Here is an 11549-nt window from a genome sequence, read left to right as displayed (position 1 = left end):
AACACTTGCGCTTCAAAGAGATACCGCATCGATCCCAGATAAACCAGAACCGCCGCCGGCATCTCCCTTCCATCTTCTACCATGTCAAAGAGCAAAAACATCACCGAAGGGCCAGTGCGACCCCCTCAAGGCCGGCGATGTCTTGAACAGCGCCTCAGCGGCGCCGTGGGGTGCCTTCTATAACCCACCCCCAAACCCGTCAACAGGTTTTTCATGCAATCGACCCAAAAATGTCACCCAGCCCCGCCCGTCTCTGATTTTCCCCACTTTTCCGGGGCTTGGCGATTGACAGCCCGGCGAGGAGGAATCAAGCTGCTAGCCGAAACGATGATGGCATGCAGCGACACGGCATCAACACGGGGGCAGAAAAGACGGCCTGGGCATCTTGGCGACCGGCAGCTCCGGGAGCGAGGGCAGGCTTGAAGACGGCCCGCGACCCGGCGGGGGGATCTGACGCCCGGTCGGCCGCACGCCGCCGTCTCGGCGGGCACCCCCCGACGGCCGCAGCCCCTGCCATCCCCGCCCCCTCCACGACAGCTTCGAAAGCACGCCCATGACCCGGTACGACCTGATCGAACCCCCAGCGCGACGCCCCCGGCTGGCGTTTTGGACCCCGGCGCTCGCCCAGCATATGTTGAGCGCTGCCGAAACGGTGCTGGCGACGACCGCCACCCTGCGCAGCCGACTGATCGATCGCGATGCCGCCGGGGAGGCCGGGGGCAACGAACCGATCGATCAGCCGGCGCCTCGACGCGCCGACCGGGTCGCCCGCGCCGCAGCCCTGGGATTGACCGCGACAGGCGTAACGCTGGGCGGCTTGGCGGTCCTGTCCTGGCCCGCCACGCCCCCCGACCCCGCACCGGTACTGGCCGACACGACCGACGCGCGCGCGCCAGCCGCACAAGGCGCCCCGATTGCGGCGACCGCTGCCACGCCGGAGGCGCCGGCCGCACAGACGGAGCCCGAGGCGCGCGCCCCCCGTGACCGCGAGCGCTTTTCCGCGCGCGACCTGCTGACCGCAGGCGTGCCCCAAGCCGCCGCCGCGGTCGCCCCGGCCACAGCGATGCCCTATACCGACCGCCACCATATCTTCGGGCCGGGCGACACCTTGATGGAGGCGCTGGTGGAAACCGGCGCCGATGATCGCAGTGCCTATGCCGCCGTCACGGCGCTCAGCGATGTGGTCGACATGCGTCGGATTCGGCCCGGCCAGCGGCTCGACGCGCGGTATGCCGAAACATCCTCGGGCCTGTCGCTGGCCGAGGTGGTGCTACGCCGCGGCCCCCAACAACAAGCGCGCGCGCAACGCGGCCAAGACGGCTTCCAAGCCGCGCTCGAGACGCTGCCGTCGACCCATGTTCTGCACTATGCCAGCGGCGAGATCGACCGCAGCCTCTATCTGGCGGCCGAGTCCGCAGGCCTGCCGGCCAAGGTGTTCATGGAACTGGTGCGGCTTTATAGCTTCGAGGTGGATTTCCAGCGCGACGTGCGCGCCGGCGACCGCTTTGAGGTGCTGTTCGAACGCGACGTGGTCGAGACCGATGCCAGCGTGGTCGACGGCCCCATCGTCTATGCCAATCTGGTGCTGTCGGGGGTATCGCACGCCATTTATCGCTTCGAGCGCGACGGCGAACCGGCACGTTACTTCAGCCCCGACGGGCGCAGCCTGCGCAAATCGCTGATGAAAACCCCGGTGGACGGCGCCCGGCTGACGTCGAGCTTCGGCCCGCGCCACCACCCGGTGCTCGGCTACAAGCGCGCCCACCAAGGCGTCGATTTCGGCGCTCCGACCGGCACGCCGATTTATGCCGCGGGGGACGGTGTGATCGAACGCGCCAACCGCTACGGAAGCTATGGCAATTATGTGCGTATCCGCCACAATGGCAGCTACAAGACCGCCTACGCCCATATGTCGCGGTTCGCGCGCGGTCTGCACGCGGGCAAGCGCGTCACCCAGGGCGAGGTGATCGGCTATGTGGGCGCCACCGGTCGCGTCACCGGCCCGCACCTTCACTATGAGGTCATTCGCGACGGCAAACGGGTCAACCCGATGACCCTGGACCTGCCGGCGGGCCAGGTGCTCGAGGGTCGCGTCCTCGCCGCGTTCCAGGCCCAGCGCGACCGGATCGGGGCGGATGCGACCGCCCTTGCCAACGCCCGCAAGGCCGCAGCCCAAGTGGCCAGCGCAGCCCCTTGATCCCCGCCCGGCCGTCGCCCGCGCACGCCTGCATCGACCGCGCCGCCACGGCCGCCGGCAAAGCCCAGGACCGAGCCACACCGGTCCACCCCGCCCCAAACAAGCACCGCGCCCCTTGCGATGGGCGCGGCTTTTTGGTGGCCAAGTCGACCGCAACACCGATCCCGACGCGGGCATCCGGGCCCGGATGGCCAAGCGGTCAGGCGCTTATCTGCGCCATCCCGCTGGCTTCGAAGACACGCGCCACGAAGGCGCGATCCCGGTCGGTCAATTCGGGCCGCCAGATATCGAACAACAACACGACCCGGGGCGCCTCGGTCTCATTCCATGCCTCATGCTCGATCGAATCGTCGAAAATGATCGTCTCTCCCCGGCGCCACTGACACACGGTGTTGCCGACCCGAAGACCAAGCTTGCCGTCCTCGCCCCCGGCCGGGACGATCAGCGGCAAGTGACAGATCAGCCGCGTGTTGAACAGGCCATGGTGCGGCTCGATCCGCGTGCCCGGCCGTAACAGCGAAAACAGAACCGACGGCATGTTGCCGTCCACCTTACACAGGGGCAGACCCGCCAGCGCCGCCATGGTGGCCGGACAACGCCGTGCATTGTCCTCGACCACACGGCCGCGTTCGATCAGATAGCAGGCACTCCAATCGGGATTATCGAGAAGCGGGCTGTCCGTGAGCCGGGGCCCGTCGCCGGCGTGCATGTAGGGGCGAAACGCCGCCGTGTCGCCGAGCAGCGCCTCGGCCTCGGCGGCGATCGATGCCGTTGCCGCCTCCAGGCCCGGCACCCAATCGAACGCCGCCCGATCGTAGACCTGGCGTTGCGGCAGGCCGGGAAAATAGAAGAACAGCGGCTGCTGGACATGGACCTGCGCCCGCCCGACGAGGATGTCGTGCGCTTGGCGATAGCGCGGGTCGTCCAGGAACCCCGCCGCCGCCAAGGCATCGTGCAGACCTTGTTCATAGCGGCGCCGGGCGGCATCGGCCGCGTCGCGCGCACGGGCCAGTTCGCGCGCCATGGCCGGGCTCTGGCGGTCCGGCGGCGGGGCGACGCGCACGGCGGCATTATAGAACGCCGCCGCCTCGCGCGGTGCCCCGTCGGCGGCCAGCAGATCCGCTTTGAGCAACAGCGCCGCCACATTGCGCGGCTGAAGGTCGAGCACATGCGCCACCGCCGTCAACGCCAGCGCGCAATCGGACAGGTTTTGCGCCGCCACGGCGAGCGCCATCCATACACCCACGTCCGACGGCGTCGCCGCGGCCAGCACCTCAAGACCCTGTTTCGCCGCCCTGAAGTCACCCCGCCGCAACGCCGCAAACGCCTCGTCGCGCGTCATCCCGGACCGCTCTACCGTCCTGCCCATGGCCAGCCCTTCCGCCGCATCCCGCCGAGCGTTTGCGCAAGTTCATCACAGGGCCGGATCGATCGTCTAGCACATTCTTGCCCACCGACGACGAGCAGCCCCCCGACGCTGTCTCAAAATCGCCGAGCCCCCCTGCAAGCCCCCCCACACCGCCGGCGCGCGGACCTGCGACCGCGCCCGCGGTCGAACCGCGTCCCTGGCGGTTTGCTCGCGGCACGTTGGGCCACGCCGCGCGCCCCCAATTGGCGCCGTGCCTTTACATTGGCGCTCCTCACTTGTACCGATCGAGAAGATACTTTGACCGTGCAGGGACATGGACCATGGGCCGAACCACCCGTTTTGTTGCTTCTTTCGCCGCCCTGGCGGGCCTCGCCGGTGCCGGCATCGCCGCCGCCCACGCCCAACAAGATGCCTTCAGCGACTTTTATGCCTGCGATACGATCGACACCGCCGCCGAGCGGCTGGCCTGTTTCGATGCGGTGATGAAAAAACAAAAGCTGATCCGCGGCATCCGGGATGGCTCGGCCGCCAGCGCCGCGGCCAACCGAACCAATTACAAGGCCCTGCGCTCGGGTCCGGTCCAAAGCGCGCCCCTCGACCGCATGGACGACCAACGATCGCGCACCGCGCGCCGCCCGGTCGACGATCGCCCCGCCGCCGCCACCGCGCGGCCGCGCGCCGCCGCACCGACAGTGTCGCCCAACCGCGCCCGCGCCGGCGCCGCGGTGGTCGACTTCGACGATCTGGAGCCGCCCCACGAGACCACCATCACCGGGTTCAACAAAAACGATTTCGGCGATTTCAAACTGCGCATCGCCGAGGGGTTGGTGTTCAAGAGCGCAGGCGGCCCGAAACTCTCCACCGATGACCTGACCAACACCCGGGTCACGCTGGTCAAAAACTTCCTCGGCCAGTGGCGAATGCGCGTTCCAGGCGAGTCCCAACCGATCTGGCTGAGCCCGGCTCCCAACTGACACACCCTTGCGGACGGCGGCGCACCGGCCGACGCCTCGGCGTCGGTCAACGGCCCCTCGTGCTTTTTTAGCAACAGTTCCATTGTATCGGATTGCCCTGTAACTCTTTGGAATCGTTTTTCTGAAAGCCTTGTTGTTGCAGCAACGCAACATATAAAATAACACCGTTTTTGCTGCCGATTATTCCCTTTACACCCAAATCCCATCAATGCCGTAGTGCGCCTTGCGCGGCGACGAGCCGGTGCGGTCGACATCGGCCGTCCTGATCCGAGCCGCCCAACCCTCGCCTTTTCTTAGAACAAGTCGAGGATCAATAAGTTTTCACGTTATAGTTCGAGGAAACGCGCTGTGAAACGTTTTGGATACATGAGCCGGCGCGCCGGCTTGCTCGGCACATCGGCGGCCGCTGTCATGACGCTCGCCGCCCCGACCGCTCTGGCCCAGCAGAGCCAGGACCAGCTGGCTCAGGCCGACGCGGGCCTGGAGATCGAAGAGATCGTCGTCACCGGGTCGCGGATTTCGCGCTCGTCGCTGACCGCGCCGACCCCGCTGACCGTCGTCGACAGCCAGGACATCGACCTGGGCGCCGAAGTCAATATCGGTGAATTCCTGTCGCAACTGCCGTCGGTCGGCGTGTCGACGTTCAGCCGGACCAACTCCAACTTCGACATCAACAACTCGGGTGTGCAGACGGTCAACCTGCGCAACCTGGGGTCGTCGCGGACCCTGGTGCTGGTCAATGGCCGGCGCTTCGTCTCGGGCGTGCCGGGCAGCGCGGCGGTCGACCTGAACTCGATCCCGACGGCGATGATCGAGCGTGTTGACGTGATCACCGGCGGTGCGGCGGCCGTCTATGGCTCCGACGCTGTGGCCGGCGTGGTCAACTTCGTCACCAAGGACGACTTCGAAGGCATGGAAGTTACCGGTCGGTATGAAACCACCGACGAGGGCGACGGCGAGGAAAAGCAGGTCGACGTGTTGGTCGGCGGCAACTTCGCCAACGGTCGCGGTAACGCCACCGCCTATTTCGGCTACACCAACCAAGGGGCCGTGTTCTCGCGCGATCGCGAACGCACCGAAGTGGACAGCCTGTCGTCGGTGTTCTTCGGCGGTCCGGTATTCGGCCTGTCCAAGCCGCAACTGTCCAGTTTCCCGCCGCAAGGCCGCTTCGACGTGTTCGGCACCGGCGGTGTGGGCGACGACTTCACCTACCTGCCCGACGGCACCCTGGTGAACAACTTCTCCACCAATGGCGACGGTGACCTGGACCTGTCGGACGCCAACGGCTTCAACCGCAGCGCCTATCGCACCATCGCGGTGCCCACCGAGCGCTTCCTGTCGTCGTTCAACCTCAATTTCCAGGCCCATGAGCGGGTGAACTTCTTCCTCGAGTCCACCTATGCCCGGACCGAGACCCAGTCGCGCCTGGAGCCGCTGCCGCTCGACGGTCGCGACATCTTCCAGGACACCGGCGGTCTGCCGGCGCAATATCTCAACAGCGCCGGTGACATGATCTCCAACCCGTTCGTCCCGCAGCCGATTCTGGATGCCTTGGGCACCGATGGCGCGTCCGACCGCATCGGTTTCGTGCGTCGTCTGGCCGAATTTGGCCCGCGCGGGTCGTCGAACGAGCGCCAGACGTTCCGCGTGGTCGCAGGCCTCGAAGGTTCGATCCCCGGCCTCGAATGGGACTGGGATGTCAGCTACAACTACGGCCAGACCACCCAGGCGCAGATCAGCCAGGGCCAGATCGACCGTCAGTCGTTCCGCAACGCGCTGTTCGCCGAAGCCGATCCCGACAATCCGGGAAGCTTCCGCTGCGTCGACGCCGACGCACGCGCCGAGGGCTGTGTGCCGATCAACATCTTCGGCTTCGATTCGATCAGCGCCGACGCTCTGAACTATGTCAGCGCCAACCAAACCCGTCAGGCGCGGATCGAGCAGAATGTGGTCCAGGCGAACCTGACCGGCGGTCTGGTCGACATCCCCACCGGCGGCACGCTGTCGTTCGCCGCGGGCGTGGAGTATCGCGAGGAAGAATCGCGCGCGGTCAACGACTCGCTGACCCGCCGCGGCCTCAACTCGTCGAACCGCTCGCCCAACGTGGCCGGCAGCTTCGATGTGGTCGAGGGCTATCTGGAACTCGACGCGCCGATCCTGGTCGACACCTTCGTCGACTATTTCGGCATCAGCGGCGCCGTGCGGATCTCCGACTATTCGACCGTCGGCGGCACCGAAACCTATGAAATCCGTACCGAATTGGCGCCGGTGAACTGGGTGCGGCTGCGCGGCTCCTACTCGCGGGCGGTGCGGGCGCCGAACATCGACGAGTTGTTCGACCCCGGCACTCAAACCTTCTCGCAAGTAGCCGACCCGTGCGACGGCATCGACGCCAGCTCGACCGGCACCATCGCCGAGAACTGCCGCGCCAATGCCGGGATCGCCGACCGGATCGCCCAAGACGGTGCGTTCAACCTGACCCAGGCCGAACGCCAAGGCACCATGGGCTTCATCGGCGGCAATCCCGACCTGCAGGAGGAAACCGCCGATACCTTCACCGGCGGGATCGTGATCGCGCCGGAATGGTTCGCCGACTTCGGTATCCGCACCTCGCTGACCGCCGACTACTTCAACATCGAAGTAGACGACGCGATCTTCGCGATCAGCCAGAACAATGTTCTGCTGGAGTGCTACAGCGACCCGAATTTCCCGAACAACCCGCTGTGTGACAACATCACCCGCTTCGGCGCCGGCGAACCCAATCAGGGCGCGCTCGACCAGGTGGATTCGGGTGCTGCCAATGTGGGCTCGCTGGAAACCTCGGGCCTGGACTTCGGCTTCGACATGGACATGGACCTGGAGCAGATGGGTCTGCCAGTGCCGGGCGTGTTCAGCATGGGCGCCGTCTACACCCATCTGATCAACTACGACGTCATCAACCTGCCAGGGTCCGAGCCGGATAGCGAAGAGGGTGAAATCGGCTCGCCGAAGAACGCCTTCAACGTCAACTTCCGCTATCTGTTCGACAACTGGACCTTCCAGTGGCAGATGCGCTACCTGGGCCGCAGCCGGATCGAGGACACCGATCTGACCGACGCGGACTGCCTCGACCTGAACTGCTACACCGGGGCGGAAGTCATCAACGACATCCAATTGCGCTATCAACTGCCCGACTTCACCGATGTGGCGAGCATCGAGATCTACGCCGGTGCCGAGAACCTGTTCGACAACAAGCCGCCGCTCATCGGCGGGGGCCTGACGGACAATGTGACCGGTACCGCGACCGCCGCCGGCGTCTACGACGCTATCGGCCGCTCGGTCTATTTCGGTCTGCGGACGCGTTTCTAAGCGCTCCCAACCGGTTCGCCGGCTCGCCCGCGCGTGTCATGCGCGATCGGAACCGGGGCTTCGGCCCCGGTTCTTTTTTGTGCCAACCATGGGGTCCGGGCATCCGATCTGTGCCGCCATGCGCTCGGTCGGCGGCGCGCGCGTCTCGTTCTAAACCGACCGCATAAGCAACGGCACGAGCCGGGGAGCATCGCTCCCCGGCTTTTTTTGTGCGTCGCCCCGATTGCGCAGCGACCGGCCGCGGATGGGCTCGGTCGACGGGCGGTACTGTGGCGCAAAAGTCGCACAGCTAAGCTTTAGGACATAATCGTCTGCCTTAAGACTTTACAGGCGAGAATTATAATTTTCATAGTTTCCGCTCTGAGCGGCCGGTCAAGCAGCGTATCTCTAAGGCCGCCCCTGCCATGCGCCGCCAACGCGCATAAAACCGTTGGCACAAAACACATACGATTAACAGGGAAAACGCACTATGGAATCACACCTGAACCTTGGGCGGCGCCGCAGCTTGCTCGGGTCCTCTGCGCTTTGCGTGTTGCTCGGAACCGCGCCGGCCGCCTGGGCCCAGGAGATGGCCAACGACCAGGCCGAAGACGAGTTGGGCGAAATCGAAGAGATCGTCGTCACCGGGTCGCGCATCGCCAGCGGCATCAACGCCTATGCGCAGCCGGTGCTGACCATCGACCCGCAAGAAATCCAGACCTCTGGCTTCAACAACCTAGTGGACTTCCTGCAGGACGTGCCGGCCCTGCAAGGCTCGGTGACGCCGGACGAAACCACCGGCGCAACGCTTGGCGCCGCCGGCCTCAACACGCTGAACCTGCGCCAACTGGGCGTGTCGCGGACACTGGTCTTGATCAACGGTCGCCGCCAAGTGGCCAGCCAGCCCGGCACCGCCGCGGTCGACATCAATACCATTCCCACGATCATGATCGAGCGACCGGAAATCATCACCGGCGGCGCCTCGTCGATCTACGGCGCCGACGCGGTCTCGGGCGTGGTGAACTTCGTGCTCAAGGAAGACTTCAACGGCATCGAGTTGGACGGCACCTGGGCGATCAACGAAGACGGCAACAACCAAAGCCTGCGCACAAGCTTCCTCGGCGGGGGCACTTTCGGCGACAATCGCGGCCACGCGACCATCGCGGTCGAATATCGCCAGGCCGAAGAGCTGTTCGACGACGAGATCGACCACTTCGCCCGCGGCGCCTCACTGATTCGCGTCGACCAGGATCAGGCCACCATCGACACCGACGGCGACGGCGATCCCGATTTCGCCCCGTCCGATGGCAATCCCAACTTCTTCCTGATCGAACGCGACGCGCGCTTGGGGATCATTACTTCGGGCGGCGTGCTGGATACGTTCGGCAACGGCCAGTTCGAATTCGGCCCCGGCGGCATCGCCACTCCGGTCGATCCCGGCGCGCCGATCGAATTCTTCGACCCCAATCTGGAGGCCCAGAACAACACCCGCGCCGGCGGCACCGGCGCGCCGGTCGGCCGGCGTCCCCTGGTCGGATCGCGTATCCCGGAAAACGAAACCATCGTCACGCGCGGCAATTTCGATTACGACGTGACCGAATTCGCGACCGTGTTCATGGACTTCGCCTACATGTACTCGAAGTCCAACTTCTCCTTCCAGCCGTCCTTCTTCAGCGGGTCGCCCAACTTCATCGGCATCGCCAACGACGACCGGACCCTGCCGAGCATCGATGAGCAGCAGTTCAATGTCGGGCTGTTCACCGGCACTGACAATGCGTTCCTGGACCCGACGGCAGCGGAAGCGATCGAAACCGGACTCGGTGTCGGCAGCGTGCAACGCTTCATGACCGAGTTTAACCGGGCTCAATCGCAAACCATCCAGACCTTCCAGTTGAACACCGGTGTGGAAGGCGACTTCCAGATGCCGTTCCTGGGCAAGAACTGGAATTATGACGTCGCGATGGGCTTCGGGCGGTCGACGCTCAACAACCGACAGCTGAATAACCGCATCAACCCCCGTTTCTTCGCCTCTATCGATGCCATCGAGATCACCCAAGACGATCTGCAAGCCATTGCCGACGCGGGCAATAGCAGCGATTTCGCCGTCGGCGACGTGGTCTGCCGGGCGCAGTTCCTGCAAGCCGCCGGTCTGCCGGTCAACATCCCCGGCATCGGCGCGATCTCGCAGAACACCATCGACGAATGTGTGCCGAGCAACATCTTCGGTCCCGGCTCGCTCGACGATGAAGCCGTCGCCTACATGACCACCGACCTCAACGACGCAGCGGAGATCGAGCAGTTGGTGGTGACCGGCAACCTGGTGGGCGAACTGTTCGACCCGTTTGGCGCCGGCGACGCGGCCTTGGCCGTCGGAATTGAATACCGCCGCGAAGATTCCGCCTTCACCCCGAGCCAGTTGCCGGTGATCAACAATACCTTCGGCAACGCCATCCAGCCCACCGTCGGCCGATTCGACGTCATGGAAGGCTATGCGGAAGTGAATGTTCCGCTGCTCAAGGACCAGTTCCTGGCCGAAACGCTGAGCATCACCGGTTCGGTGCGACAATCCCATTACGACACCATCGGGTCGACGACCACATGGGCGGCCCAAGGCATCTGGTCGCCGGTCAGCGACGTGATCCTCCGCGGTGGCCGCGCCTTGGCGATCCGCGCGCCCAATATCGGCGAGTTGTTCCAGGCACCGTCGCAAACCTTCGCACAGATCGACGACCCGTGCTCGGCGGATAATCTGGATGAGAACCCGGAAGTGGCGGCCAACCGCCGGCGCAATTGCGCCGCGCTGGGCATTCCCGACGACTATCTCGACCCTAACCCCAATGCATCAAACCCGGGCGTCAATTCGGGCAACATCAACCTGCAGGAAGAGCGGTCGCGGTCCTACTGGGCCGGCATCACCGTGACGCCGCGCTGGCTGCCCAATTTCACCCTGACGGCGGACTTCTACGACATCGTCATTGAAGACGCGATCCAGGCGGTGCCGATCCAGCGCGTGGTCGACGATTGTGTGGACGGCTCGGCGCCGAGCGCGACGCTGTGCCAACAGTTCACCCGCGATCCGCTGACTTTCGAAATCATCGATTTCATCCAATCGGATATCAACACCGGCTTCTTGAACAACCGCGGTGTCGACTTCCAGGCCACCTACTTCCAGGACGTGGCGAACATCGTCTCGCTGGTCCGCGAGACCGACCAGGACTGGGGCCAATTGCGGGGCTCGATCCGGGGAACGCGGTTCCTGCGCTTCAACGATCAAAGCGATCCCAACGACCCGGAAACCTTCGACACCGACCTGGGGCAGTTGGGCTTCCCCGACACGCGCTTCAATCTGGACGTGTCGTGGCACTGGCGGAACTTCAGCCTGGGCTGGGAAATGGACTGGCAAAGCTCCCAATCCCGGTTCGACCGCTTCGCCCGCGAATCGCAAGAAGACGATGACAAGTCGCCGTTCGCCGACAGCGGCTCGTTCGCCCAGCACGACTTCAATGTGTCGTACACGTTCCATGAAAACATCAGCTTCCGAGCCGGCGTGGTGAACGTCTTCGACAACGACCCCCGCCCCTGGGCGCAAAACAATGTGTTCGATATCTTCGGACGCCGCTTCTTTGTCGGCGTGAACACCCGCTTCTAAGGCGCGTCAAGCGACCCGAACCAAAAAGAAAGG

5 protein-coding genes are annotated in these 11549 nt (G+C 64.9%); 4 read left to right on the top strand and 1 reads right to left on the bottom strand.

The genetic code is table 11. From position 1 onward, the window contains the following. Positions 1-553 precede the first annotated feature (553 nt). Positions 554-2197, top strand: a complete 1644-nt coding sequence (locus EV659_RS07785) for a M23 family metallopeptidase (protein ID WP_132708300.1) — start codon at positions 554-556, stop codon at positions 2195-2197. 199 nt (positions 2198-2396) lie between these two features. Here the strand turns inward: EV659_RS07785 and EV659_RS07780 are convergent, their stop codons facing one another. Further along, entirely contained in the window at positions 2397-3539 is a 1143-nt protein-coding gene (locus tag EV659_RS07780; protein WP_165878786.1) for an aspartyl/asparaginyl beta-hydroxylase domain-containing protein, read from the bottom strand. A 347-nt stretch (positions 3540-3886) separates the two neighbouring features. On the opposite strand from EV659_RS07780, the gene EV659_RS07775 reads away from it, so the two are divergent. The 3 genes from EV659_RS07775 to EV659_RS07765 all read left to right on the top strand — a co-directional run bounded on the left by EV659_RS07775 (position 3887) and on the right by EV659_RS07765 (position 11516). Beyond that, on the top strand, positions 3887-4540 hold the full coding sequence (locus EV659_RS07775) for a hypothetical protein (RefSeq protein WP_132708298.1): 654 nt from the start codon (positions 3887-3889) through the stop codon (positions 4538-4540). 348 nt (positions 4541-4888) lie between these two features. Continuing rightward, positions 4889-7888 carry a TonB-dependent receptor plug domain-containing protein gene (locus EV659_RS07770; protein ID WP_132708297.1) on the top strand — a complete coding sequence of 1000 codons (3000 nt, stop codon included), beginning with the start codon at positions 4889-4891 and terminating at the stop codon, positions 7886-7888. Positions 7889-8456: 568 nt separating this feature from the next. Continuing rightward, positions 8457-11516 (top strand): TonB-dependent receptor domain-containing protein, encoded by a 3060-nt coding sequence (locus tag EV659_RS07765; protein WP_165878785.1) that lies wholly within the window; start codon positions 8457-8459, stop codon positions 11514-11516. The last annotated feature ends 33 nt before the right edge of the window (positions 11517-11549 follow it).

This window comes from Rhodothalassium salexigens DSM 2132, from assembly GCF_004341375.1.
Classification (GTDB): domain Bacteria; phylum Pseudomonadota; class Alphaproteobacteria; order Sphingomonadales; family Rhodothalassiaceae; genus Rhodothalassium; species Rhodothalassium salexigens.
Note: the sequence above shows the minus strand (reverse complement) of the source record. Positions and strands in the feature narration are given on the sequence as shown.

What these genes read in the sequence shown, in the direction of transcription:
- EV659_RS07780 (WP_165878786.1), bottom strand. Translation starts at nt 3,539, where the DNA reads ATGACGCGCGACGAGGCGTTTGCGGCGTTGCGGCGGGGTGACTTCAGG.
- EV659_RS07785 (WP_132708300.1), top strand. Translation starts at nt 554, where the DNA reads ATGACCCGGTACGACCTGATCGAACCCCCAGCGCGACGCCCCCGGCTG.
- EV659_RS07775 (WP_132708298.1), top strand. Translation starts at nt 3,887, where the DNA reads ATGGGCCGAACCACCCGTTTTGTTGCTTCTTTCGCCGCCCTGGCGGGC.
- EV659_RS07765 (WP_165878785.1), top strand. Translation starts at nt 8,457, where the DNA reads ATGGCCAACGACCAGGCCGAAGACGAGTTGGGCGAAATCGAAGAGATC.